The sequence below is a fragment of the Castellaniella sp. UC4447_H14 genome, from assembly GCF_052978285.1.
The window spans coordinates 2,817,256-2,841,675 of the sequence record NZ_CM129666.1 but is presented as its reverse complement, the minus strand read 5'-3'; the positions used below and the strand labels follow the sequence as shown (position 1 = coordinate 2,841,675).

At 63.9% G+C, this 24,420-nt stretch carries 21 protein-coding genes; 15 read left to right on the top strand and 6 right to left on the bottom strand.

Going from position 1 to position 24,420, the window contains the following annotated elements; translation table 11 throughout:
- Window positions 1–126: 126 nt before the first annotated feature.
- From ACVCMJ_RS13685 to ACVCMJ_RS13665, 5 genes are all read left to right on the top strand, one after another.
- A complete protein-coding gene (locus tag ACVCMJ_RS13685) occupies window positions 127–2,682 on the top strand; it encodes a cation-translocating P-type ATPase (protein ID WP_447081949.1) in 2,556 nt (851 codons plus the stop codon).
- A gap of 184 nt (window positions 2,683–2,866) precedes the next feature.
- Window positions 2,867–3,703 (top strand): YihY/virulence factor BrkB family protein, encoded by an 837-nt coding sequence (locus tag ACVCMJ_RS13680; RefSeq protein WP_447081948.1) that lies wholly within the window; start codon window positions 2,867–2,869, stop codon window positions 3,701–3,703.
- 142 nt (window positions 3,704–3,845) lie between these two features.
- The gene (locus ACVCMJ_RS13675) at window positions 3,846–4,385 is read left to right on the top strand and encodes a YaeQ family protein (protein WP_447081947.1); all 540 of its coding nucleotides are present in this window, start codon (window positions 3,846–3,848) and stop codon (window positions 4,383–4,385) included.
- A 106-nt stretch (window positions 4,386–4,491) separates the two neighbouring features.
- Entirely contained in the window at window positions 4,492–5,793 is a 1,302-nt protein-coding gene (locus ACVCMJ_RS13670) for an OmpP1/FadL family transporter (protein ID WP_447081946.1), read from the top strand.
- A gap of 213 nt (window positions 5,794–6,006) precedes the next feature.
- Window positions 6,007–6,873, top strand: coding sequence for a crotonase/enoyl-CoA hydratase family protein (locus ACVCMJ_RS13665; protein WP_447081945.1), 867 nt, complete (start codon window positions 6,007–6,009; stop codon window positions 6,871–6,873).
- Window positions 6,874–6,965: 92 nt separating this feature from the next.
- Here ACVCMJ_RS13665 and pdeR read toward each other — a convergent pair whose 3' ends face one another.
- Entirely contained in the window at window positions 6,966–8,957 is a 1,992-nt protein-coding gene (gene pdeR / locus ACVCMJ_RS13660) for a cyclic di-GMP phosphodiesterase (RefSeq protein WP_447081944.1), read from the bottom strand.
- Window positions 8,958–9,252: 295 nt separating this feature from the next.
- Here pdeR and ACVCMJ_RS13655 point away from each other — a divergent pair, with 295 nt between their 5' ends.
- Window positions 9,253–10,053 carry a dienelactone hydrolase family protein gene (locus tag ACVCMJ_RS13655; protein WP_447081943.1) on the top strand — a complete coding sequence of 267 codons (801 nt, stop codon included), beginning with the start codon at window positions 9,253–9,255 and terminating at the stop codon, window positions 10,051–10,053.
- A gap of 19 nt (window positions 10,054–10,072) precedes the next feature.
- On the opposite strand, the gene ACVCMJ_RS13650 is transcribed toward ACVCMJ_RS13655, so the two are convergent.
- Entirely contained in the window at window positions 10,073–11,440 is a 1,368-nt protein-coding gene (locus ACVCMJ_RS13650) for an MFS transporter (RefSeq protein ID WP_447081942.1), read from the bottom strand.
- 160 nt (window positions 11,441–11,600) lie between these two features.
- Here ACVCMJ_RS13650 and cyoA point away from each other — a divergent pair, with 160 nt between their 5' ends.
- From cyoA to ACVCMJ_RS13610, 8 genes are all read left to right on the top strand, one after another.
- Entirely contained in the window at window positions 11,601–12,515 is a 915-nt protein-coding gene (cyoA, locus tag ACVCMJ_RS13645) for a ubiquinol oxidase subunit II (protein WP_447081941.1), read from the top strand.
- A 26-nt stretch (window positions 12,516–12,541) separates the two neighbouring features.
- The gene (gene cyoB, locus ACVCMJ_RS13640) at window positions 12,542–14,563 is read left to right on the top strand and encodes a cytochrome o ubiquinol oxidase subunit I (RefSeq protein WP_447082596.1); all 2,022 of its coding nucleotides are present in this window, start codon (window positions 12,542–12,544) and stop codon (window positions 14,561–14,563) included.
- A complete protein-coding gene (cyoC, locus tag ACVCMJ_RS13635; RefSeq protein WP_447081940.1) occupies window positions 14,560–15,177 on the top strand; it encodes a cytochrome o ubiquinol oxidase subunit III in 618 nt (205 codons plus the stop codon). Before cyoB ends, cyoC begins: the two co-directional genes overlap by 4 nt.
- On the top strand, window positions 15,174–15,578 hold the full coding sequence (gene cyoD / locus ACVCMJ_RS13630) for a cytochrome o ubiquinol oxidase subunit IV (RefSeq protein ID WP_447081939.1): 405 nt from the start codon (window positions 15,174–15,176) through the stop codon (window positions 15,576–15,578). The genes cyoC and cyoD overlap by 4 nt, the downstream gene beginning before the upstream one ends.
- A gap of 184 nt (window positions 15,579–15,762) precedes the next feature.
- Entirely contained in the window at window positions 15,763–16,314 is a 552-nt protein-coding gene (locus ACVCMJ_RS13625; RefSeq protein WP_447081938.1) for a YcnI family copper-binding membrane protein, read from the top strand.
- On the top strand, window positions 16,311–17,999 hold the full coding sequence (locus tag ACVCMJ_RS13620) for a copper resistance CopC/CopD family protein (protein ID WP_447081937.1): 1,689 nt from the start codon (window positions 16,311–16,313) through the stop codon (window positions 17,997–17,999). Before ACVCMJ_RS13625 ends, ACVCMJ_RS13620 begins: the two co-directional genes overlap by 4 nt.
- A gap of 2 nt (window positions 18,000–18,001) precedes the next feature.
- The gene (locus tag ACVCMJ_RS13615) at window positions 18,002–19,063 is read left to right on the top strand and encodes a FecCD family ABC transporter permease (RefSeq protein ID WP_447081936.1); all 1,062 of its coding nucleotides are present in this window, start codon (window positions 18,002–18,004) and stop codon (window positions 19,061–19,063) included.
- A 2-nt stretch (window positions 19,064–19,065) separates the two neighbouring features.
- A complete protein-coding gene (locus tag ACVCMJ_RS13610) occupies window positions 19,066–19,854 on the top strand; it encodes an ABC transporter ATP-binding protein (RefSeq protein ID WP_447081935.1) in 789 nt (262 codons plus the stop codon).
- 43 nt (window positions 19,855–19,897) lie between these two features.
- Here ACVCMJ_RS13610 and ACVCMJ_RS13605 read toward each other — a convergent pair whose 3' ends face one another.
- Window positions 19,898–20,584: a Fe2+-dependent dioxygenase gene (locus ACVCMJ_RS13605; RefSeq protein ID WP_447082595.1), complete on the bottom strand. Its 687-nt coding sequence runs from the start codon at window positions 20,582–20,584 to the stop codon at window positions 19,898–19,900.
- A 304-nt stretch (window positions 20,585–20,888) separates the two neighbouring features.
- On the opposite strand from ACVCMJ_RS13605, the gene ACVCMJ_RS13600 reads away from it, so the two are divergent.
- Window positions 20,889–21,335, top strand: coding sequence for an ACP-like domain-containing protein (locus tag ACVCMJ_RS13600; RefSeq protein ID WP_447081934.1), 447 nt, complete (start codon window positions 20,889–20,891; stop codon window positions 21,333–21,335).
- A gap of 54 nt (window positions 21,336–21,389) precedes the next feature.
- Here the strand turns inward: ACVCMJ_RS13600 and ACVCMJ_RS13595 are convergent, their stop codons facing one another.
- The 3 genes from ACVCMJ_RS13595 to ACVCMJ_RS13585 all read right to left on the bottom strand — a co-directional run bounded on the left by ACVCMJ_RS13595 (window position 21,390) and on the right by ACVCMJ_RS13585 (window position 24,319).
- A complete protein-coding gene (locus ACVCMJ_RS13595) occupies window positions 21,390–21,842 on the bottom strand; it encodes a hypothetical protein (RefSeq protein ID WP_447081933.1) in 453 nt (150 codons plus the stop codon).
- 120 nt (window positions 21,843–21,962) lie between these two features.
- Entirely contained in the window at window positions 21,963–23,330 is a 1,368-nt protein-coding gene (locus ACVCMJ_RS13590; protein WP_447081932.1) for a DNA recombination protein RmuC, read from the bottom strand.
- Between the two features lie 17 nt (window positions 23,331–23,347).
- The gene (locus tag ACVCMJ_RS13585; RefSeq protein ID WP_447081931.1) at window positions 23,348–24,319 is read right to left on the bottom strand and encodes a LysR family transcriptional regulator; all 972 of its coding nucleotides are present in this window, start codon (window positions 24,317–24,319) and stop codon (window positions 23,348–23,350) included.
- Window positions 24,320–24,420: the final 101 nt, after the last annotated feature.

Sequence of the window (24,420 nt, the reverse complement as noted above, 5' to 3'; positions counted from 1 at the left end):
GAAACGCCAGCGTGAGCGTGACGGCACCGCGACACGCAGTATCCGCTGCGAGTTCGGAGCATGCCCGAAAGAAGAATCAGGAGCTGTGGCGTGAGGACTCCGGATGGATTGTCGGCACCAGAGGGCATGACCAGTGAGGAAGCAAAGATTCGTCTGGCGGCAGACGGCCCCAACATACTTCCCGACAGCGCTCCAAAACCACTCGTCGCGATAGTACTCGGCGTCCTCACGGAGCCAATGTTCCTCATGCTGCTTGCAGCCGGTGGCGTCTATTTGGCACTGGGGAACCGAGCCGAGGGACTGTTCCTGCTCGCTTCCGTATTCGTCATCATCGTGATTTCACTGACGCAAGAACGCAAGACACAGCGGGCGTTGGAGTCACTCCGTGACTTGTCAGCGCCCCGCGCGCTCGTCATCCGGGACGGATCCGAGCAGCGTGTGGCGGGTCGTGATGTCGTGCGCGGCGATATTCTGGTGCTGCGCGAGGGCGACCGCATCGCGGCCGATGCGGTTGTTTTCAACGGCCGCCTCGAAGTCGACGAGTCGCTGCTCACGGGTGAAGCAGCACCCGTTATCAAGCTGTCGCCCGACCAGGCTCGGCGCGGCCGGGAAACAGCATTCGACGTCGCCAAGCAGGACAACGCCACAGCGGTATTTTCGGGCACCGTCGTCACGCGCGGCCTGGCGTTGGCCAAGGTCGTTGAAATCGGGAACGCCACCGCCATGGGGCGTATTGGCGCCGACCTTTCCTCCACGGTGGAACCCAGTTCGTCGCTGCAGCAAAATTCGCGCAGGCTGGTGCGCAGGCTGGGCGCGAGCGCCTTGGTGCTCGCAAGCGCCCAGACGTTGCTGAACTGGTGGTGGGTCGGTCGCTCGCTGCTGGACAGCCTTTTGGCTGGAATCGCGCTGGCGATGGCTATCCTCCCTGAGGAGATTCCGGTCATCCTCACCGTATTTCTCGCACTGGGCGCGTGGCGTATTTCGAAACAGCGCGTACTGACCCGCCGAGTATCCGCGGTTGAAGCATTGGGCGCCATCACCGTGCTGGCCGTGGACAAGACCGGGACATTGACGCTGAACCACATGGCAGTGGCCGAACTCCGAAGCGCCAATCGGCGCTTCATCGCCGATGGCGCAGCCGACCTGCCCGAAGCCTTTCATGAGCTGGCCGAATTCGCCATGCTGGCCACGCCAGGCGACCCGTTCGATCCGATGGAGAAGGCCATCCAGGAGTTCGGCCACCAATGGCTGGCCGGCACCGAGCACGTGCATGACGATCGCATCCCCGAATTCGAATATGCACTGTCGAGCGAGATTTTGGCGATGACACGGGTATACGCCAGCGTCGACCCGTCGTTGTATTTGCTGGCCACCAAAGGAGCCCCGGAAGCGATTGCCGATCTCTGCCACCTGGACGCTCAGACCATTGAAGTGATCCGGACCGACACTGTGTCGATGGCAGAACGGGGTCTGCGTGTACTCGGCGTAGCACGAGGGCGCTGGACCGGCCGGTCAGAGACACCCGGCGCCCATCCGATCTGGCCGGTGAGCCAGCATGATTTCGACTTCGAATTTCTCGGTCTGGTGGGGCTTGCCGACCCACCTCGCCCCGAAGTGCCGGCCGCCGTTGCCGAATGTCGGGCCGCCGGGGTGCGCCTGATCATGATGACAGGCGACCACCCCGCCACCGCGCTTGCCATTGCGCGTCAAGTGGGCTTGTCTGCAAACCCTGCGATCCTGACCGGCGCCGAGATTGCCGAGCTGGACGACAAGGGCCTGCGCGAAAGGCTACGGGAAACGGACCTGTGCGCGCGATTGCAGCCGACGCACAAGCTACGGCTGGTACAGGTCCTGCGCGACGCGGGAGAGGTGGTGGGAATGACCGGCGATGGCGTCAACGACGCACCGGCGCTTAAAGGCGCGGACGTGGGCATCGCGATGGGTGGGCGCGGCACCGATGTAGCGCGCGAAGCCGCCGCACTGGTGCTGCTCGACGACAGCTTTGCCAGCATCGTAGCTGCCATCCGCCAGGGGCGGCGCATTTTCGACAATATCAGCAATGCTACCCGCTTCGTCTTTGCCGTGCATGTGCCGGTCATCGGTCTGGCGCTCGTACCCGCAGCACTCCAGTGGCCGATCATGCTGTTGCCCGTGCATATTGTTCTGCTCGAGCTGCTCATCGACCCTGCGTGCTCGGTCGCTTTCGAGGCCGAGCCGGAAGCAGGCGACGTGATGACCCGCCCGCCACGGGCGCGCGACGCTTCGCCCTTTTCGAAAGACAACGTGTTTCATGGGGCACTCCAGGGCTTCGGGTTGGCCGTCATCCTGCTCGCCGGTTACGGCATCGCGATCACCTACGGCATCCCCGTGGCGCAAGCCCGCACGGCTGTCTTCGCTTCACTCCTGGTGAGCGCGTTGCTATTGGTTTTGGCAAACCGCAACCCGGCGCGAACCGACACCGGCAACCCATGGGTCGGACGCATGGTCATCGCCGTGGCTTTGATACTGATGTTGATGGCGGGCTTACCCGGCTTGCGCGGAATTATGGGGCTGGCGCCCCCCGAGCCGTCGGAACTGGCGGGAGTTGGCCTGCTGTCAGCATTATGTGCCGCCTGGCTCTCTGTCGCCCGCTGGCCCGTACAGGGGGACCGACGTCTCCCGATGCCGGACCATGATCCGTAGCATGGACCTTTACGAGGCGCTGCCTCGCACTCTGTCGCCCAATCAGCCCAGGGATCGGGGCACGGAACTTGCTCCGCTTCGGCACAGAATTTGCTCCCTGCAGGCGATGCACCTTACGCCCAGACAATTCTTCCACCTGGCAAAATGCTCGTATCGGGCATGGAGCGACGACTACGCATCCAGCATGGCTGCCGCGATCGCCTTTTATACGGTTTTTTCGATCGCCCCGCTGCTCATCATTGTCATCGCAATCGCCGGCCTCATCTGGGGCCAGGACGCTGTGCGGGGCGAAGTCATCCATCAGATCGGGGGCCTGGTCGGGCCCGACGGCGCACGTGGTCTGCAGGCGCTGATCCACAGCGCCGACAAGCCGGCACAGGGCATTGCGGCTACCGTCGTGAGCGTAGTGATTCTCCTGATTGGCGCCACGCGCGTCTTCGCGGAACTCCAGAGCGCCCTTGACCGCATCTGGGAAGTGCCTGCTGTGCAACGCACCACGGGCCTGTGGCGGATGGTGCGGGCTCGCCTGCTGTCGCTCGGGCTGATCCTGGGGCTGGGATTCCTGCTCCTGGTCTCGCTCGTCGTCAGTGCCGGCCTGGCAGCCGCGGGCCAGTGGGCGACGGGATTTCTCCCCGGCTGGGAGATGGTCCTGCAGGCGCTGAACGCGCTGGTCTCGCTGGGGATCTCGGCGGTGCTGTTCGCCGTCATCTTCAAGTACATGCCGCAGGCCTCGATCGACTGGCGGGATGTCTGGACCGGCTCGATCGTCACTGCGGTTCTTTTCGAGATCGGCAAGGTGTTGATCGGTCTGTACGTGGGCAAAAGCTCGACCATTTCTTCATTGACGGCGGCCGGTTCGCTCGTGGTGGTATTGATCTGGGTGTACTACGCGGCGCAGGTGTTCCTCTTCGGTGCTGAATTCACCTGGTTCTACGCCAATCACTACGGGTCGCGACGCAACACGCCCCCGAAGCCCTCCAGCGGGCCATCCATGGACCGCGAATCGCCGCCGCCCTGGTGACAGTCCCGGCGTCCCGCCCATCCAGCACTTCATCGTCGACGCGGCCCGTCGTCGCCCGCCGCGAAGCACGCGCCTTTGTGCTCTAATCCCCTGCGATTCATGCGCTTCACTCCCCCCTTTTTATTGCCCATAGAAGCCGCCCATGGCCCTTCGCGCCACTATTCATAAAGCTGACCTGCACATCGCCGACAACGACCGCGGCTACTACGGCAGCCACAGTCTCACCGTAGCCCGACACCCCTCCGAGACTGACGAACGCATGATGGTGCGGCTGTTGGCCTACGCACTCTTCACGGACGCGGACGACGCGCTGGAATTCACACGAGGGTTGTCCTCCACCGACGAGCCGGATCTATGGCGCAAGGACCTGACGGGAGCGATCCTGCAATGGGTGGAGACCGGTCTGCCGGACGAACGGCGCGTCCTGAAAGCCTGCGGCAGAGCGGAAGCAGTGATCGTCGTCGCCTACGGGCGTAATGCCGCGCTGTGGTGGCAAGGCGTTCAGAACCACCTGAAACGCGCCGGCAACCTCAGCGTATACGTGCTGGCCGCCGAGGAAACGACGGCGCTGGCCCGGCTGGCATCGCGGAAGATGACGCTGAACGTCAACATACAAGACGCAAGCGCCTGGGTGTCGAGCGAAACGGGAGACACGCAGGTGCAATTGCGGAAACTGCGCTAAAGCGCGGCATTTACTTGCGCCTAGCGCCGTCACCATTTATCGTACGAAAAGTAACAGGCGCAACTGATTCGAGCCTGTCTTCCATGGACATTTTTGCAGGGGCACCATGCGAGCGACCGACTCTCCACCACGAAGCGACAACCGGCGGATCACCAACCCGCTTCACTGGCGTATTCTGGCCACGATCGGCCTGGGTGTCGTCGCCGGCCAGGCTCACGCCTCTGCGTTCCAGCTCGCCGAACAAAACGCAAGCGGCTTGGCCAACGGCTACGCAGGTTCGGCGGCCATCGCCGACAACGCCAGCACCATCTTTTTCAATCCCGCGGGAATGACGCGATTGCCGGGCTTCAACGCGTCGGCCGGCGTCACAGCCATTTCGACGACGTTCAAGTTCAACGACGGCGGCAGCACCGGACCCGGAGGCCTCCCGCTGGGGTCGAACCCCGGGGGTAACGCGGGTGCGGTCCACGCAGTCCCGAACGCCTACTTTTCGTGGCAGCTCAGCCCCAAATGGTTTGTCGGACTGGGCGCGAGCAGCCCCTTCGGCCTGTCGACAAAATACGACGAAAACTGGATCGGCCGCTACCAGTCGACCGAATTCAGCATCCAGACGATCAACATCAACCCTTCGGTCGCTTACCGGGTCAATGACCGGCTTTCGATCGGGGCAGGCGTCAACTGGCAGCGTCTGGAAGCCGACTACCAGCGCAAAATCCCCGCGGGGCCGTCCGACATGAATGCCGAGGCGAAGCTGACAGGGGACGCATGGGGCTGGAACCTCGGGTTGCTCTACCAGCTCACACCCGATACGCGGATCGGCGCCTCGTACCGCTCGGCCCTGGACTACAGCGGATCCGGCACGACGACACTCAGCAACATCCCGGCCCCGATGGCCGGGATGTTGCCCTCGAGCGTCGGCAACAGCGTCAGCTTCACACTGCCCGATACGGCCATCTTCAGCGTCGTGCACGATCTCAACAGCAAATGGCAGTTGCTGGGCGATGTGTCCTGGACCGGCTGGAGCCGCCTGCCGTCGCTGGACATCAACAATGGAGTACTGGGCGAAGATCACCTGACACTCAAATTCCGCGATACCTGGCGGCTAGCCCTGGGCGTCAACTACCAATATTCGCCAGGCTGGAAATTCAAGGGAGGCATCAGCTACGATCAGTCGCCGATTCCCGGCGACGCCGTGCGCCCGACTTCCCTGCCCGACAACGACCGGATCTCCGCCTCCATTGGCGCCCAATACCGGCTCAACCCGAACACCACGATCGACGTGGGCTACGCCCGCCTATTCTTCAACCCTGCCATCAACAACAGCACTGATCCCAAAAAAGGTACGGTAAAAGGTGACTGGCAAGCCAATGCGAACCTTCTGGGCGTCCAGATCTCGTATCAGTACTGAGGGGGCCTGTGACAATTCGGGGGAATGCGACTTGACTCCGGAGACCGCGACGGTCAGACTCAAGCCCGGGCGCGAGACCCGGGTTTCATCATCAGGCAGGAGCGTTTCAATGCGAACAGACACAACCGGATCTCGAGAAGCGAATAACCATGGTATCAGTCGCCTCCCGGTCGTGGCGCCCAAAAGGCATGCACTCTCCCGTCGAACTGAGCAATGAACTTAGCAGACCACCCGCGTTGCCGACTCTTTACCGAAGCCGAAGATCTGACGCAGATCACGCCGTACTACGAGGAAGATCGCAACATCATGTGGATGATGTTGCGCGCCGCGCCCAGGCCTTGTTTCAACCCCGAATTGCTCCGGGATATCTCCCAATTAGGCCGCGCTGCCCGGAAATCGGGTCTGCCTATCGACTTCTGGGTGACAGGCTCGACGGTACACCAGGTTTTCAACGTCGGTGGCGACCTGAACCTGTTCGTCTCGCGCATACGTGCGGGTGAACAGGAGGTTTTGCTGTCCTACGCGCGAGCGTGCATCGACGCGATCTACGAGGCCATGACAGGATTCGGAACGGGGGCGATTTCAATCGCGATGGTCGAGGGTACAGCCCTGGGCGGGGGGTTCGAAGCAGCGCTGGCCCATCACTACATTCTGGCCCAACAGAACGTCAGGATGGGCTTCCCGGAAATCGCCTTCAACCTGTTCCCGGGGATGGGTGCCTACTCGCTGGTGGCCCGCAAATCGCACATGAGGCTCGCCGAAGAACTGATCGCCTCAGGAGAGTCCCACACCGCCGAATGGTATCTGGACAAGGGCCTGGTGGATCAGGTCTTCGAAGAAGACGGCGGCTTCTTGGCGACCCGGACCTTCATCGATGTCATCCGGCCAAAGCTGAACGGCATCCGGGGCATGCTCCGGGCCCGGCAGCGTGTCCTGCCCGTCGACCGCGCGGAACTCATGGAAATCACCGAAGACTGGGCGAGAGCCGCCTTCCAGATCGAAGAGAAGGACCTGCTGTACATGGAACGGCTGGTCATGCTGCAGAATCGCCACACGAACAAGATACAGAGCGTGGCCTAGGCCGGGGCACCTGGCCTACACCGAGGCCTCCGGTACGCGTCGCCATGGCGGACCGGCCCCGGGATAGCCACGGGGCCGGGGGCAAGCGACCGTCAGGCCACCAGCCTCAGCTTCCTGCCCTTGCTGTTGAGCCAATCCTCGAATTCCTTGGCGGGCATCGGCAGACCGTACAAATAGCCCTGGATGAAATCCACGCCTTCGTCCCTCAGGAAGTCGGCCTCGCTCTGGGACTCCGCGCCTTCGGCAATGATCGTGAATTTGAGCTGCTTGGCCACGGCAATCATCGACCGTACGAGTGTCTGGGAAATGAGGTTCTCGTCCACGGCGCGGACGAAGCTCTGGTCCAGCTTGATCGCATCGAGCGGCAAGCGCGCCAACTGCGAGAGCGACGAATAGCCGGTGCCGAAATCGTCCAGGTGGACCTGGGCACCGAGCTGACGGAATTGGGCAATGATGGTCTGGGCCGATACCGCATCGTTGATCAGGCAGCTCTCGGTCAACTCGATATCGAGCGGGCACTGAGTGAGGCCTGCTTCACGCAAGGCCTCTGCGAAGTCCTGGACGATCGTCGGGCTGGCCAGCTGACGGGCGGAAAGATTGACTGCGATGCGAAGATTCAGCTTGTTGGCCTGCCACGCGGCAGCCTGCTTGGCGGCGGTCCTCATGACCCAGCGGCCCAGGGGCACGATCAGCCCGGAGTCCTCGGCATAGGAAATGAAATCGCCAGGCAGGACAAGGCCCCGTTCCGGGGAAACCCAGCGCAGCAGCGCCTCCACGCTGCGGACTTCGCCCGTCTCGACGCACAGCTTCGGCTGATAGTAGAGCTGGAGCTGGTCCTCTGCTTCCAGGGCCTTGCGCAGGTTGACATCCAGCCAGATGCACTCGGCGACTTTGCTGTCCATCTCGGAAGAAAAGACGCGGTAGGTGCGCTTTCCGGCATCCTTGGCAACATACAGCGCCGTGTCGGCGCGGCGCAACAACTGATCCACCGTGTCGGCGTGTTCCGGACTGAGGGCGATACCGATGGAACAGCCCGCGTAGATCTCGACGAGCCCCAGGCTGATCGGCGCCTTGAGGCGGTCGATGATCCGCTGGGCCATGTGTTCCAGCAGCGCGACCGACGTGTCGGGGACCAGGACCAGGAAGGCGGCACCGCCCATCCGCGCCACGACGTCGCCGTCGCGCAGGGACCGGCTGATGTTGAGCGCCACTGCCTTGATGAGGTCGTCGCCTATCGTGTGACCGTAATGGTCGTTGACCTGCTTGAAGTCGTCCAGATCAAGGAACAGGACCCCAAAGCGCCTTCCGGCAGCGAGGAATTCAGAGATTTTTTCGTGGATGGCATTGCGATTGGGCAAGCCGGTCAGCGTGTCGATGGTCGCCAGTTCCAGCAGCTTGGCCTGGGCCTTGCGTTCTTCGGTGACGTCGGTGCCCGAACAGACCAGATAACGCTCGTCGGGGCCGCTGCCGCTTTGGACAAACTTGTTTCGCCACTTGATGAGACGCGGGCCGTTCAGGGTATTGATGGTGCGCTCTACTTCGTAGGACACCGAGTTGCGGAAGAACTCGCTGAGGTTGCTGCGCGAGGCGTCGCGCTCGTCCGCCGCCATGAAGGCATGCGCACTCTTCCCGATGACGTCCCTTTCATGGATACCGGTGGCTTCCTCGCACAAACGGTTGAAGCGCAAGATGTTGAAATTGTGATCAATGATGACCACGAGCGAATTGACTTCGGAAATGACCTGCTCGGCAAATTCCAGCCCCTGGGAGAGGTCTTTGGCCACAGCCGGCGTATCCATGTAGTCGGAAGCCGTGCCCGACCACGAATAGGCGCTGTCCTTTTTGCCGACCAGGCTGAGCTTCTGGGGCTCGCCAAAAAGCGTGATGTCGATTTCGGCGTGAGAGGTCACGCCGGAGAAGGCCCGAATGGCGTCGGCCTGCGTCGGCGCCAGTGCGACCGCCAGGTTCGGGATGCCCTCGGTACCCGCCAACTGCAGCGCGTTACTGTCGGCTGACAGCTTCCAGTACGGACTTCGGGTGCCGAAGTAGGCAAAAAGCAACGATTCCATCAGTTCGCCGGACATAACCAGCCCCTTCATTGAATTGCGACGACATGGCCAATCCCATTACGTCACCGGCGGGGCGAAGGTGTCACGGTCGCCAAACCAACAGGCACACTGCCCTCGCGCCGGAGTCTGCTTCAGTATATAGGCGTTCGACCCCATTGACTACAATGAGTATCATCCTATCCCCCATAAGGAGCCCCTTTCCGGCCTCGGAAGGGCTTGCCGCACGACAGGGCGGTCCGCACCCCGGTACGGGACTTGCTCCCGCGTTGCCGGCCCGGTAGCCTACCGGATGGACCACGGGAGATATCCCATGACATTGCTGCGCACCTTGCTCATCGCGCTGCCCATGCTCATCGCGTGGCCGGTTTCCGCCAAAATGACGGCGGAACCGGTGACCTGGACGCTGGACGGAACGTCCTTCAAAGGCGTTCTCGTCTACGACAACGCATCACAGGCCGAGCGCCCGGGACTGGTCATGGTGCCGAACTGGTCCGGCATCAACGACATCGCTATCGCCAAGGCCGAGCGCATCGCCGGGCATGATTACGTTATCCTGCTCACCGACATGTACGGCGACCACATACGCCCCAAAAACTCCGGGGAGGCCCAGGCCGCGGTCAAACCGCTTTACGCCGACCGAAACCTGATGCGCGCGCGCATTCGCAAGGCCTTCGAGCAGCTCCAGGCCCAGGCCGCCCACGCGCCCATCGATCGTTCGCGGCTGGCCGCCATCGGGTTCTGCTTCGGTGGCGCTGTCGTCCTGGATCTGGCGCGCAGCGGCTCGGACGTCAAGGCTGTCGTTTCCTTTCACGGCGACCTGAGCACCGACAATCCTGCGCTCGCCAAAAACATCAAGGCCAGGGTGCTGGCGATCAACGGCGCCGACGACACCAGCACCATGCCCGGCGTGCCGAAATTCACCGACGAAATGCACCAGGATACGGCGGACTGGCAGTTCGTCGAGATCGGCCACGCCGTACATTGCTTCACCGAAACGGAAGCCACCGCCGCGACAGGCAATTGCCGTTACGACGCCAAGGCCGCTGCCCGCTCGTACCGGATGATGCGCGACTGGCTCGCGGAAAGCTTCGGCAAGGTCGACCGGCACTGAGGCCCGGCCGCGCCCGAACCTACCGCTCCCTGCGCGAGGCACGCGATCTGTCCTGCGGATCCCCGTCCGGCAGGCCGCCCAGCCGGCGGCTCGCCCATAGTGCGAGCAACGTGCAGACCGCCCCCGACAGCAGGTAGAGCCCGACGTACCCGACCCCCAGCTCCGTCGCCAGCCACAGCGCGACTACCGGCGCAAAACCGGCGCCCAGCAACCAGCTCAGATCGGAACTGATGTTGGCCCCGGAATAGCGGAATTCGGCACGAAAACTGGCTGTGACTGCGCCCGCCGCCTGGGCGTGCGAAAAACCCAGCAGGGCGAAGCCGATCAGAATGAAAAGATAGCTTTCGGCACGATTGCCGGACAGCAGCACATCGGTCCAGCCGCTGTAGACCGCGATCAGCGCGGCACAGAGCCCCAGCGTGGAGCGACGGCCCACTCGATCGGCAAGCCGCCCCGACAGCAGCATGCACGGGATGGCGATGGCCGCCCCCACGACCTGGACCAGCAGAAAACCGTCCGGGGATTCGTGGGCATGGAGCAGCGCCCATGAAAGCGTGAACAGCGTCACCAGGTTCAGCAACGCATAACTGGCCAGCGATGCAAACGCTCCCAGGACGACCAGGCGGCCCTGTTCGCGAAAAAGCCGCGCGACGGGCGCCGGCACGAGGTCGCGTTCCTGCAGCGCCTCGATGTACTCGGGGCTGACGACGAGACGCAGACGCGCAAACAGTGCCACCACATTGATCGTAAAGGCGACAAAGAAGGGATAGCGCCATCCCCAGCCCAGAAATTCTTCCGCACCCAGCGCCGACCACAGATACGCGAACAGTGCCGCGGCGACGATGAACCCGATGGGTGCGCCCAACTGGGGAATGGAGGCATACCATCCACGCTGCGACTGGGGCGCTCTCATGGCGAGCAGCGAAGCGAGCCCGTTCCAGCTTCCTCCGATGGCGAACCCCTGGGCCAACCGCAGCAGCACAAGCGCGACGAGGGCGGCCCCGCCCATCAGGGCATAAGCGGGGACGAAGGCGATGCCGACCGTGGCTGAACCGGACAGGAAAAGCGCGGCGGTGAGCTGGACCGTGCGGCCGAACCGCCGCTGTGCCCACATGAAGAACAACGAACCCAGCGGCTGCGCGATGAATCCCAGCGCAAAGATGACGAAGCCGTAGAGCATCCCGCGGGTCTCATCGACGAACGGGAAAAAGACGTGCGGAAACACCAGCGCGCAGGCAATCCCGAACACGAAGAGATCGAAGAAGGCGACCGTGCGGCCGATCAACACGCCGACCACAATGTCCCGGGCGGTGACTTCCAGCGAGCGGGCGGAAGGATCGGGTTCCAAGGCGGAAGGACCGACTGACGGGGCGTGACTGTGCGACATGTCAATTTCCCTATTGCGGAGTCAAGAGTTATTCTAAATACGATTTCAGCGAATACCCAAGGGGACTTTGGGCGATTCTCCTGAGTCGGACGCGCACGCCGGGGGGGATGCAGCGATCGGGCCGAATCGTCGCCCGGAGCCTCTGCTACCGAGAAGTCCCATGTCGAAGAGACTGCTTCAAGGTGTGTCGTTCCTCCCCGTGCTGCTGCTTGGCGGATGCAGCCTGGTGCTGTTGCACCCCGCAGGCTACGTAGCCCGGCAACAAAGCGATGTCATGGTCACCACGACGATCATCATCGCGTCCATCATCATCCCCGTGCTCATCGCCGTCGCGGTCGTGGCTTGGCGCTACCGCGCCTCCAACACTCAGGCGCGCTACGAACCCGAGTGGGATCACTCCCCACAGATCGAGCTATTGGTCTGGGCCTGGCCGATGCTCGTCATCATCGCCGTCGGGGCGGTGAGCTGGATCGGCACCCACCGGCTCGATCCCTATCGCCCGTTGACGCACGTAACCCGCGACAAGCCGGTTCCCGCCGGGGTGAAGCCTCTGGAGATCGAGGTGGTGTCGCTGCCCTGGAAGTGGCTGTTCCTCTACCCCCAGTACGGCGTCGCCACCGTCAACGAACTGGCCGCCCCCGTCGATCGCCCCATCGCGTTCAAGCTGACCGCCGCGCAATTCATGAATTCGTTCTTCATCCCGACACTGGCCGGACAGATCTACACCATGCCGGGAATGCAGACCCGGCTCAATGCGGTGATCAATCTCCCCGGCCGCTACCAGGGGTTCTCCGCCAACTACAGCGGCGCGGGCTTCACCGACATGCGTTTCCTTTTCCAGGGCCTGGAGCAACCGGCCTTCGAGCAGTGGATCCGCACGGTGCGCGCCTCGACCGCCCAACTGGATCGCGCCGCCTATGAGGGCCTGAAGCGGCCCAGCCGGGCGGAGCCCGTGCATTACTACGCGCGCTTCATGCCCGATTTGTACACGCGCATCCTCCACGGGTGCGCCGACCCGGGACAGAAATGTCCGGTCCCGGAGCAAAAGCCAATGGCGCACATCGCGCGGCGCTGATCGGTTCAAACGGAACGCAAGCCATGTTGCCTGATCAATCGGTTCCCTGGAATTCCCTGTTCGGACGTCTTTCGCTCTCGGTGCTGCCGCTGGGCGGCTCGCCGGAGGATCGCATCCTCCAGTACACCTTCCTGGGAATCGCGGTCATCGCCGTCGCAGCACTCGCGTTCACCACCAGACAGCGCAAGTGGGGCTATCTGTGGCGCGAGTGGCTGACGTCGGTGGATCACAAGAAGCTGGGCATCATGTACATGATCCTGGGGACCGTGATGCTGCTCCGCGGCTTTTCCGACGCCATCATGATGCGTGCGCAACAGGCGGTCGCTTTCGGCACAAATCTGGGTTATCTGCCGCCCCATCACTACGACCAGATCTTCAGCGCGCACGGCTCGATCATGATCTTCTTCGTGGCCATGCCTTACATCGCAGGCCTCATGAACTACGTGATGCCGTTGCAGATCGGCTCGCGCGACGTGGCCTTCCCGTTTCTCAACAACCTGAGCTTCTGGTTCACCGTCGGCGGCGCAATGATGGTGATGGTGTCCTTGTTCGTGGGCGATTTTTCCACGGCCGGCTGGATGGGCTATCCGCCCGTTTCCGACATCCGGCATAGCCCCGGACCGGGCGTGGACTACTACATCTGGGCCCTTCAACTGGCGGGCGTTGGCACGCTGCTGTCGGGTATCAATTTCATCGTCACGATCATCAAGATGCGCGCGCCCGGGATGGGCCTGATGAAGATGCCCATGTTCAGCTGGACGACGCTGTGCACCAGCGGCCTGATCGTGGCGGCCTTTCCGCTGCTGACGGTGTCGCTCTTCCTTCTGTCGCTGGACCGCTACCTGGGGACGCACTTCTTCACGAACGGCGGAGGCGGCAACCTCATGCTGTATGTCAACCTGTTCTGGATCTGGGGCCATCCCGAGGTGTACATTCTGGTGCTGCCCCTGTTTGGCGTGTATTCGGAAATCTTCCCCACCTTCTCGCGCAAACCGCTGTTTGGCTACTCTTCCATGGTGTACGCCACAACGGCCATCATGGTGCTGTCGTACCTGGTGTGGTTGCACCATTTCTTCACCATGGGATCGGGCGAAAACGTCAATTCGTTCTTCTCGCTCACGACCATGCTCATTTCCATCCCGACGGGTGTGAAGATCTTCAACTGGCTGTTCACCATGTACCACGGCCGGGTGCGCTTCACGGTCCCCATGATGTGGTCCATGGGCTTTCTGTTCACCTTCATCCTCGGCGGCATGACTGGCGTGATGCTGTCGGTGGCGCCGACCGATTTCCTGGTGCACAACAGCCTGTTCCTGGTGGCGCACTTCCACAACGTGATCATCGGCGGTGTCGTATTCGGGGTGTTCGCCGCCATCAACTACTGGTTCCCGAAGGCGTTCGGCTTCCGGCTCGACGAGTCCTGGGGCAAGGTTTCCTTCTGGTGCTGGCTGGTGGGATTCTGGCTGGCATTCGGTCCCCTGTACCTGATGGGACTGATGGGCGTGACGCGGCGCCTGAGCCACTTCGAGGACATGAATCTGCAACCGTGGTTCATCGCCGCCGCCATCGGCGCCTTCATCATCCTGCTGGGCATCCTGGCCTTCCTGGTACAGATCGGCATCAGCATCCGGCGCCGCGAAGCCTATGCGGTCGGCAACGATCCCTGGGATGCCCGCACCCTGGAATGGGCGACGAGCTCGCCGCCACCGGACTACAACTTCGCCTTCATTCCCCAGGTGCATGAGCGCGATGCCTGGTGGGACATGAAGACACGCGGAAGCCGGCGCCCGCTGGAGGGATTCCACGACATCCACATGCCCGTCAATACGACGGCCGGGGTGGTCATCGGCGCGGCGGCGTTCGTCTGCGCGTTCTCGCTGGTCTGGTACATCTGGTGGCTCGCGGCTGCATCCTTCGCGGGATCGGTGGCGGTCCTGATCGCCCATACCTTCAACACCCACCATGAGCGGGCCATCGCCGCTGCCGAAGTGAACCACACCGAGCGCGCCGCGCGGTGGGACCCGACCGCCGGAGGCGCCACGGCATGAGTACCCCACACGCCGCATCGGCCCGGCCGTCGTTCTATTGCCGCGAAGATCCCGGGGTCGAGAATGGCTCGGTCATCGGATTCTGGATCTACCTGATGAGCGATTGCTTCATCTTCGCGGGGCTGTTTACGGCCAATGCGGTGCTGGGCACGAGCTACGCCGGTGGCCCGACCGCGGCCCAGGTACTGGACCTCCCGGGGCTGGCGCTGAACACGGCGCTGCTCCTTGTGTCCTCCGTCACCTTCGGCTTTGCGATGCTGCGCATGGCGCGCGCCGACAAGACCGCCACGCTCGCGTGGCTGGCGGTCTCGGGCGTACTGGCGGCGGCCTTCGTCGGCCTGGAGCTCCACGAGTTTGCAACGATGATCGCCGCAGGCGCGAGCCCGCAGCGCAGCGCCTTCCTGTCTTCGTTCTATGCAATCGTAGGCACGCACGGGCTGCATGTCAGCTTCGGCATCCTGTGGCTCATCGTGCTGATGGCGCAACTGGGACGTACCGGGTTCACGGCAACCAATCTGCGCCGCCTGCAATGTCTCAGCCTGTTCTGGCACTTCCTCGATCTGGTCTGGGTGGGCGTCTTCAGCTATGTCTACCTGGCGGGAGTATTGCGATGAAGCCGGTGCCCCGACAGCATCCGGAAGAAGCTTCCTGGTCCGTTCAAACCCACTCCGGTACGCTGCGCGGTTACCTGACGGGGTTCGGGCTGGCCGCCATCCTGACCGCCATCCCGTTCTGGCTCGTCATGGGCCACGTCATCCAGGACCGGCTGCTGCTGATTCTGTTGGTGCTGGGGCTTGGAGCCGTGCAGATCGTGGTCCACATCGTGTTCTTCCTGCATCTGGATACGCGCTCCGAGGGCGGCTGGAACATGCTGGCCTTCATCTTCACGGTCGTGCTGGTGGTCATCGTACTGGGCGCCTCGATCTGGGTCATGTACGCGGAAAACGCCAACATGATGCCCATGGCGCCCGCGGCCATGCCATCCACCACGCCATCGACCACTCCGGGATCGTGACCCGAGGGCAGGGATGTGGATAGTGCGGGTTCGGATGACCGGCGTTGCCCGCGAACCGCCGAGGCTGCCCGCGCGAGCCTCGGCCGCGGCTGCGCCGGCTTGCCCGGCCATCGGTTCAGTCTACAATCAGAACCACCGGAATGCGCACCATTCTCATATAACCTCACGCCTCCAGGAGCCGCCCATGCGTGCAATCCCTCTGAAATTCGTCCTTGCCACGGGACTGGCCGCCTCGAGCGGCTTGGCCATGGTGCCTGCCGCGCAGGCACACATCACCCTGGAGACGCGGCAGGCGCCGGCCGGCGGTTATTACAAGGCAGTGGTGCGCGTGCCGCACGGCTGCAAAGGGTCGGACACCACCGCAGTACGCGTGCAGATTCCGGACGGCGTGCTGGACGTCAAACCCATGCCCAAACCGGGCTGGCGACTCGAAGTCAAACAGGGCGGGTACGACCATCCCCAAACGCTGAATGGCGCAAAGGTGGACCGCGGCGTGCGGGAGATCTCCTGGAGCGGCGGCGATCTGCCCGATGCGTACTACGATGAATTCATCTTCCGGGCTTACCTCTCTTCATCGCTGAAGGCGGGCGACACGCTGTACTTCCCCACGATACAGGAATGCAAGCAGGGGATGACGCGATGGATCGAAAAGACCGACAGCGACGATGAGTCCAGCGATCCGGCGCCGCACCTGAAGCTGACCGCCCCCTCATCGTCGGGTCACCACCATAAATGAAAGCGGGCCTGGCGCTGCTGACAGGCCTCCTCCTCTGCTCGCAGGCTGCATGGGGGCATGCGTCCCTGCTGGCAGCATCCCCCGCACCCGGGGCGGTGCTGGAACAGGCCCCCAGCGAAATCGTCCTCACCTTCAATGAACCGGTCAGCATCACGGGGCTGAAGCTGATCAGCCCGCAGGGTCAACCGGTCTCCACCGGACGTCCGGTCGAACAAGATGCAAAAGTCCGCCTGCCCCTGACAGGCTCCCGCCCGGCCGGTTCGAGACCGCAAGGCACCTTCCTGCTGAGCTGGCGCGTCGTATCGGCCGACGGCCACCCGGTCGGCGGCACATTGGACTACTCGGTGGGCGCTCCCAGTGCCCGGATGCCGGCGACGGTGCCGGCGGTCGCCCGCGACATCGCCATCTGGCTCACGCGCTGGCTCACCTACCTTTGTCTGTTTGCCGCCACGGGCGCCGCCTTGTTCCGATCCATCCACGTCCGGACCCTTCAGGCGTGGGCACGCCCCTTCGTGGCGGCCGGCCTGGTACTGCTTCCGATCGACCTGGGACTGCAGGGCCTGGACCTGCGCGACGTTCCGTGGACCGCGCTGGCGCAGGCGGACACGTGGTCGGCCGCTTTGGGCAGCACCTACGCGGCAACCCTGGCGCTGTACGCCCTGGCCCTGCTGGCGGCCGCAGGCATGCTGGGCGCGCGCCGGGCCCTGCCCACCCGTCTCCTGGGCATGGCCAGTCTCATCCTGTCAGGTCTGGGCGCTGCCGCCAGCGGCCATGCGGGCACCGCGCCCCCCAAATGGTTGTCGCGCCCGGCCGTCACGCTGCATGTGATGACCGCCATCGCATGGATCGGCCTGCTCGTCCCGCTCGCCCGCACGCTGCTGCCAAAACCGGCGCAGCCCCCATCGGCTACGCCCGCTGACACGGCGGCGAACGCTATGCCGCTGGCCGGATTCTCCCGCTGGATCACCCCCGTCGTGGGACTGCTGGCCGTGACCGGGCTAAGCCTGGCCTACCTGCAGCTCGACAAGCCCGGCGACCTGTGGCAGACCGACTATGGCTGGGTCCTGATCGCCAAGCTCTGCCTGGTCGGACTGCTGCTGTGTCTTGCCGCCTACAACCGATGGCACCTGACCCGCCCCATCCTGTCCGGCTCCGAACGGGCCGCACGCCACCTGCGCATCGCGATCGGGGTCGAACTCATCCTGGCGCTGCTGATCCTGGCCGTGGTGTCGCTTTGGCGCTTCACCCCCCCGCCGCGCAGCCTGGACGCGGGCAGAGCCATGATTTCGGCCGTCACGCTCGCCGACAGCAAGGTACAGGCCCAGGTGAATCCGGGACCGGGTGCCTGGCACATCCGGCTGTCCAATCCCGCGGCGGGCTCCTTTCCCGCACAGGCGGTCACGCTGATCCTCAGCAACCCGGCAGCCGGGATCGAACCCATGCGACGCAAGGCATCGCGGCAAGCGGACGGGCTTTGGCTGGCCCCGGTCCCGGCGCTGCCGGAAACCGGAAAATGGGAGATCCAGGTCGAAATCCTGATCGACGACTTCGATCAGGTCACGCTCAAAGCGGCCCCCGCGGCCCCGGGTGAAGCCACGCAACCGCGGGCGCCGGCGCGATCGGGGATGCCGGACAGGATGTCTGACATGCCCGGCATGTCCATGCCCGGGGCGAATGCTCACTAGTCATGGAGCCACGCGCGCCTTTGCCGCTCCGCGAGCGGAGCCTGTCGGAATACGGCTCACTGCTGCGCCGCCGTTGGTGGCTTCTGGCGGGGCTCGCCGCCCTGATCCTGGCATCAGCGGCCACCGACTTCATGCTGGGACCGTCCGGCCTGAGCTGGCCCGAACTGGCGCGCGCGCTGGTTCACCCCGGCGAGGCAGACCCCACCACCCGTGCCATCGTCTGGACCATCCGGCTGCCCTACGCGCTCATGGCCGTTGCTACCGGCCTCGCGCTGGGACACGCGGGAGCGGAAATGCAGACGATCCTGGACAACCCGCTCGCCAGTCCCTTCACTCTGGGCGTTTCCTCGGCGGCCGCGCTGGGCGCATCGCTGGCGATCGTGCTCGGACTGTCGCTGCCCGGCATCCCGCAAACCTGGATGATTTCCGTCAACGCCTTCGTCTTCGCCCTGGGCTCGGCGCTGATCCTGGACGCAGTGGCTCGCTGGGGCGGCATGACCGCTTCGGGACTGGTTCTGTTCGGCATCGCATTGGTATTTTCATTCAACGCCGCTGTCTCGTTGATTCAGTACGTCGCCAGCGCCCAGGCCCTGCAAAGTCTTGTCTTCTGGACCATGGGCAGCCTTTCGCGCGCATCCTGGACCCAGGTCGCGATCCTGGCGTCGGCTTTCATCCTCGTGCTGCCCCTGTCGCTGCGCGACACCTGGAAGCTGACTGCCCTGCGTCTGGGCGAAGACCGTGCGGCCAGCTTCGGCATCAACGTTTCCCGCTTGCGGCTCGCAGCGCTGGTACGCATCAGCCTGCTGGCCGCGCTGGCCGTGTCCTTTGCCGGCACCATCGGGTTCATCGGCCTGATCGCTCCGCATATCGCCCGCCGCCTCTTCGGCGAAGACCATCGATTCTATCTGCCTGGCAGCGCGCTGGTAGGCGGCATCGTCCTGTCGCTGGCCTCGGTGGCCTCCCGCAATATCGTCCCCGGCATCATCATCCCCGTGGGGATCGTGACTTCCCTCGTCGGGGTGCCCTTTTTTCTGGCGGTGGTCCTGCACCGCCCCCTGAGGTGACGATGCTCGAAATTCGCCACCTGTCCGTCGGCTACGCCCGGCATCCCGTGATCCGGTCGCTATCGGCGGGTCCTCTTCCGTCGGGCCGCATCATCGCGCTGCTGGGTCCGAACGGCAGCGGCAAATCCACACTCCTCAAGGCACTGGCGGGGCTGCTCAGACCGTCGAGCGGCCAGATCCTGCTGGGCGGCGCGGACATCGCGCGCGGCTCGCCGGCGCATCGGGCGCGGCAGGTGGCCTATTTGCCACAGTCGCTGCCGGCCGCCGTACACCTGCGCGTACTGGAATCCGTGCTCGTGGCCGCTCATGTACCGGAGCCGGCTGGAGGGGTGCCCGACGCCGGCGCCGCCGCCGATGTGCTGCATCGGCTCGGCATCGCTCCCCTGGCCATGAGGTATCTGGACGAACTGTCAGGCGGCCAGAAGCAGCTCGTGGGACTGGCCCAGGCATTGATCCGCCAGCCCCGGATGCTGCTGCTGGATGAGCCGCTGTCCGCCCTGGACCTGCACCACCAGTGGCACGTCATGGACGTGCTCGCCCGTGAAACACGGCAACACGAGCTGACCACGCTCGTCGTCCTGCACGATCTGAATATGGCACTGCAACGCAGTGACGAAGTGCTGCTGATCCACGAGGGAAACCTGGTGGCCCATGGCGCGCCCGCAGTCGTGATCACCCCCGGGGTGCTGGCTGACGTCTACCAGATAAAGGCGCGGGTGGAGACTGGTTCGCAGGGATTTCCGCATATCCTCATCGACAGCCTCCTCCCCCGGGAAACAACGGGGAAATGACCCGGGCGCATGCACCGGCGTCAGAGTCCGACCCCGACGAGGCCTACGTCTCGGCCCACACGCGCAGCAAATTGTGATAGCAGCCGACCAGGCTGCGGGTAGCTGCGGTGTCCGCCCCCGTGGCGCCCAGCCGTTGGATCGCTCCGTCCATCTCGAACAGCAGCCGCCGCTGTTCGTCGGAGCGGACCATGCTCTGCACCCACAGGAAACTGGCCAGGCGAGCGCCCCGTGTGACAGGACGCACATGGTGGAGGCTGGTCGCGGGATAGACCACGGCATGGCCGGCCGGCAACTTCACGGGATGGACGCCATAGGTGTCCTCAACCACGAGCTCCCCGCCTTCGTAGTCGTCCGGCGGCGTCAGAAACAGCGTCACCGAGATATCGGTCCGGATGCGCTGGCGGCTCCCCGCCACCAACCGCACAGCCCCATCGATATGGCTGCCGAAATGCTGCCCATCCCCATAGCGATTGAACAGAGGTGGATACGCGTGCAGTGGAAGGGCGGCACTGATGAACAAAGGGTTGCGCTCCAGCGCCTGGAGCACGACATCGCCCAATTCCCGGGCGACAGTGGAGCGCTCGGCAATCTGCTGATTGTGCTTGACCGGCGCCCCGCTGTAGCCCGCCGTCGCGCGGCCGTCGACCCACGCCTCGCCCGCCCGCTCCAGGCGCGCGCATGTCCGGGCCAGCGCCTGAGGGTCCAATACGTCAGGAATGCATACGATCACGCGCCCGTCCTCCGAGCCGCGGCCCCCCGCGGAAACGCCGCGATGGGCAGCCACGTCTCTTTTATGTAAATGATAATCATTATTATATACGGACAAGGCATTCATGGATGGTTACGGCATCCGGCACGGGCGGCGCGGGACGAGCCGCGTGACAACCGCATTCCCCCTCTGGACATGGCCAAACAGCACGCGTCAGCAGCGCGTCGATTGTGAACCTTTGACACACCCGTTCACAGAATTTTCAAACGCCGGTGCTATAAGCTGAAGGCGCGGCTCCTAATTTTTTCCGGGGCCGAGGAGTCCAATGACCATGATCAAACACTATCTGACAGGCGCTGCGGGCGTGGCTCTCTGCGCCACACTGGCAGCATGCTCCACGACTGATAGTCATCCGAATGCCGCGAATCAGCTCGCGCAGAAGACCGTACGCTACGAATGCAGTGCGCAGGGCCAGCGCGGAATAAACCTGGAGGTGCAGTACACGTTCCAGGGTACCGATCCAGTGACGGCGCAGGTAGTCTATGACAATCAGGCCATCGCCATGACCCGCGATACCAACAGCAAGGCCAACCTGGTCGGAGCCACCTTCACGGGCGAAGGCTACACCTGGACGACAGGCCCGTTCACGGTCGACAATGCCGAAAAAGTGAACGGCAACATGCTGACGCGCTCGGACGCAGCGGCCAACGCCGGCGGCCAACACATCAACACGATTCTGGCGCGCAATTGCGCCGTGCGGGGGCAAGGCTAGGCAGTTCCGCAGCCCGTCCGGCTCAACCACCGGACGGGCTGTTCAAAACAGCAGTCACCAATGGAAATTGAGGTCGGTGCTCTTGCGCCCGACACGCACTGAACGGGACAGGCTCTTCCCACCATGGGTGGCCACGACACGGTACTCGCCCGGCGAGAGCTTGACGTACGTGAGGGGCCCCGCTCCGCCGAGCGTAAAGACGGTCTTGCCGCCCTTGCCCGTGATTTTCACTTCGGCATCAGCCACGTAGGCGCCCGCGTCCCCTTCGGAAAAAGTCATGCGCAACGGCCACTTGCGGGCATCACCCCGCATCTGGACCTGCTCGTCATCGCCAATCCCGCCGTTCAGGTAGGACACGCCCGACTGGGACTGAACGGTCAGCACGTCCTGGCTGTCGGCCGAAGAAGCGGCCAGCGCCGGCGAGGCGACAAATGCGCCGCCCAGGATCAGGGCGGAAATCAGGGCAGCGGCGCGCCATGGCGCGAAACGGGGACTGTGTGAATGCATGAGTGGCTCCTCGTTCGGAGCCACGCGGACCGGCGTTCGCCCCGAAGAAACAGGAATGAAAGACCGCAAATTGTGACCCGCGGGCGGCGAAAGAGTTCCGGAGGCGTCACCGGCCGGCCATCACTGCGTATCCGATTCGCCGTCTTTCACGGGGACCACATCGCTCAGTCTATGCACCTCCAGATCCACATGCAACGGGGCCAGGGCGGGCATGGCTTTGTTGGCTTTGGCGGACAGCTCCGAAAACCGCGACACCTTGCCGCTCAGTCCCTGCTGCCCCGCCACCGCGGTCACCACGCTGTTGTATTGCGTGCTGACCGTCTGCAGCGTGCCGCCCAGTTTCTGCAATCGCTCGGCAACCATCGCCACCTGGTTGTACAGATGGCCCGCCATGTCGCTCAACGCACGGGCCTGTTCATTCCCGCGTGCCACCATCCAGAGATTGGCCACGGTGCGCAGGATCGGCATCAGCGTCGTATGGGAGACCAGGATGATATTGTGCTGGCAGCCATGATCGAAAAGCCCCGGGTCGTCGCGCATTGCCTCGATGTAGGCGGGTTCGATCGGCATGAACATCAGGACGAAGCTGGGGCTCTTGATACCCGGCAGGCTGCTGTAGTCCTTGCGCGACAATTCGTCCATATGCCGGCGCACCGCCTGCACATGGGAGGCCAGTGCCGCCTCGCGTTCCGCCGGCGTCGCCGCATCCACCGAACGGGCGTAGTCCACCAGCGAGACCTTGCTGTCGATCACGAGGTGCTTGTCATCAGGCAGATTCACGATGAAGTCCGGCAAACGGCGGTTGCCGGATTCGTCCCGGAAGCTGGCCTGGGCCTGATAGTGGGCGCCTTCGACCAGGCCCGCGAGCTGCAGGCTGCGCTCGAGCTGAACCTCGCCCCAGATTCCGGTCGTCTTCTTGTCGCCTTTAAGAGCGGTGGCCAGATTGTCGGCCTGCGCGCCCATCTTCAGCCCCACATCCAGCACTTGGCGAATCTCGGCTCCCAGGCGGGCCTGGCCGTGCACGGACGCATCGTGGACCTCGTTGACCCGCCTGCGGAAGCTCTCGATCTGGTCACGAAACGGCTGCAGCAGCGTATCCAGCGAGGTCTGGCTGGACTGCGAAAAAACCCGGCTTTTCTCCTCGAGAACCTGGCTGGCGAGACTCTGGAATTCGGTTCTCATGGCCGCCCGCGATTGCTCGAACGTCTGTTGCAACGCCTGGATCGAGGCCAGTTTTTCCTCGTGCGTGATCCGCAGGCGGACGAGTTCCTGATCGAGGGCATCGCGCTGCGCACGCAGCCGTTCGGCGCGCCGGAAAGCCGGCCACCCCCCCAGGCAGACGCCAACGATCACGCACAGGATCGCAAGCATCCACGATTCAGGAGTCATCAGGGACACGATCGACGCCGCAAGGGTTGAAAGCCGTATCTTCGCACAGGCCGTGAGCTCGCGGGCGAGCTCGCCCACCCGCCGAGCCGAAGACGGCATGCGCCCCCAAAAGACGGTCACACGACGCGCACGGTTCCGGGACGCCGAATCTCGCCCAGGGGCAGACCGTTGAAATCGGTATCCACATAGCCGGGAATGGTGTCCAGGACATGGCGATGCACCCCCAGGATGAGGCGATGGGCGTCCTCGGTCAATTCCCGCGACGTCTGGGAGACCACGCCGATCCGGTAGGGAATGTTCGCCACCACCGGGCGCAGGACCACGCCGTCGAGCGGTACGCCCCGCATGGAAAACGGATCCATCAAGGCAACTCCGAGGCCGGCCCGCACCATCGAGAAGGCCGAACGCTGGCTGCCGACTTCGATGTGGCGCCGCGTCTGGCCGGCGGTCGCCCGGGCCAGGCTGTGCGTCAGGTGATAGCGCATCCGGTAGCGGCCCAGCAACGTTATCACGTCGGTATCGCGGACATCATCGAGCTTGATCACCTCCTGGGCGGCCAGCGGATGAAAATTGGGCAGCGCGAGCTGGCAGGGAGCCTGGCCGCACCAATGCACGTGCAGCGCGTCGCCAGCAATCGGCAGGCTGACGAAGGCAAAGTCCGCCCGGCTTTCCAGGACCTCGGCGGCGGTCGTTTCGTGGACGACCTCGTCCACGATCAGACGCTGGCGGAAGACGGGGCCGAAGCGGTTCATGCGCGCCAGCGCCTCCGGCAGGAGGCCGCGCGCCAGATCAGTGGAGGCCAGAATCTGCAAAGGGCGCACATGGCCGCTGCGCATGTCGCGCGCCCGGACTTCCAGTTGTTGCAGGTCCACCAGCACGCTGCGCGCTTCCTGGTAGAACTCGGCCCCATGGGCGGTCAGGGTGATCGTCGGCCGCGTGCGTTCGAATAGCACGAACCCGAGCTCCGCCTCCAGATCGCTGATCTGTCGGCTGACGACCGGTTGAGATCGACCCAGCATACGGCCGGCTGCCGTAACGTTACCGCTGGTCACCACCGCATTGAACGCCTCGAGCTGGCGAATTTCCATACATAACCTGACGCGGCGGCGTCTGCGCGGCGCAGCGCGGAAAATCTGCCCGGCAGCGTCGCGGCAAGGATATCGACGCACACAGAATAAATCAGTGATGA